General features: G+C 30.7%; 2 protein-coding genes. Both read left to right on the top strand.

All coding sequences use genetic code 11. The features are described from left to right. Positions 1–387: 387 nt before the first annotated feature. Complete coding sequence (locus AC1DRF_RS27970) at positions 388–801, top strand: MerR family transcriptional regulator (protein WP_477742308.1); 414 nt, start codon at positions 388–390, stop codon at positions 799–801. A 253-nt stretch (positions 802–1054) separates the two neighbouring features. Beyond that, positions 1055–1349: CAT RNA binding domain-containing protein (locus AC1DRF_RS27965; protein ID WP_477742307.1), on the top strand; the 295-nt coding region annotated here is incomplete at its 3' end.

Genomic DNA, 1349 nt, shown 5'->3' with positions numbered 1-1349 from the left:
AGAAAGTTTGATCAAATTAATACTACTAACCTTTGATAAACGAACAAAAAGAAAAGCTTATTTTGACAAAAGATTGATCAAAATAAGCTTTAATTTATTTAATTGAATCATTCTTTTATAAAAAAGTTTGATCACTTCTGTGATCCTTCTTCAATTAAATGACCCTTTAGTGCAATAATACAACTGAAGTTTAAGGGTAAAAAAACACTTTTTATTAATAAAGGGTTTTATCAAATTTTGTTATAAATCAACACCTTTATCCATATGGTTTACAGTTAGTTTTCCCTATATGTTGAATTTGACATTTAACAAAATCCGTGGTAGGTTTGCTCACAAAAAAAGGAGAGTTAACTCTAACAATAAATATCTAAAAAGAGGAGATAAATGATGAAGACCTATTCTATTAGTGAAGTGGCAAAAGAATTTAACCTTACACCATATGCCTTGCGTTACTATGACAAGGAGGGACTTATCCCTTTTGTAGAACGGAGACCCAATGGAACACGGGTGTTTAAAGAATCCGATATCAACGCCTTAAAAATAATTGAATGCCTGAAAGCCACTGGGATGCCTATTAAGGAAATTAAAGCCTTTATTGATTGGTGTTCTGATGGGGATTCTACGTTGCAACAAAGATATGACATGTTTATGGAAAGAAAAGCTATTGTAGAAGCCCAGATGCAAGAACTAAAAAAAACAATGGAAGTCATCGAGCATAAATGCTGGTATTATGAGACTGCATTGGATGCTGGAACGGAAGATATTCATAAAAACACCAAAATAGAAATTCCTATCACTTGAAATTATCGACAATTTTTATTGATTTGTTGTTTAAACAACAAATCTGATGAAATCATCGATTTTTATCCCTTGTTTTGTTTATATTTATATTATAAATTATAGACAGATGTTGATGAATCAACGTCTCAAAGTAAGCGCATACACAACGGATTGTTACTGTTAAATCAGGCAAAACCGATTATCTTCGAAAGAGGTAAGGGTTTTGCCTTTTTCTATTGTTGGAGGGGATAAAGTATAAGTCTGGAGGTATAAAGTGAAAGTCGAGAGAATATTAAACAACAATGCAGTTATTTCAACAAAAGAGAAACAAGAAATTATCATCATTGGACGTGGAATTGCTTTTAATAAGCGTGTTGGTGATGATATTAATGAACAACTAATAGATAAAATTTTCACTTTAGAAAACGAAGATATAATGAAAAAATTCAAGACCTTAATTGCTGATATGCCAATTGAATATATGGAAATATCCGAAAAAATTATTGCATATGCAAAAATGAAATTGGGAAAAAAGCTAAACGATAGCATTTATATCCATTTAACAGATC

The sequence above is a fragment of the Priestia sp. P5_B4 genome (genome assembly GCF_056400385.1).
Note: the sequence above shows the minus strand (reverse complement) of the source record. Positions and strands in the feature narration are given on the sequence as shown.

Excerpts from the sequence above, each read along its gene's own strand:
- AC1DRF_RS27970 (WP_477742308.1), top strand. The coding sequence starts at position 388 with ATGAAGACCTATTCTATTAGTGAAGTGGCAAAAGAATTTAACCTTACA.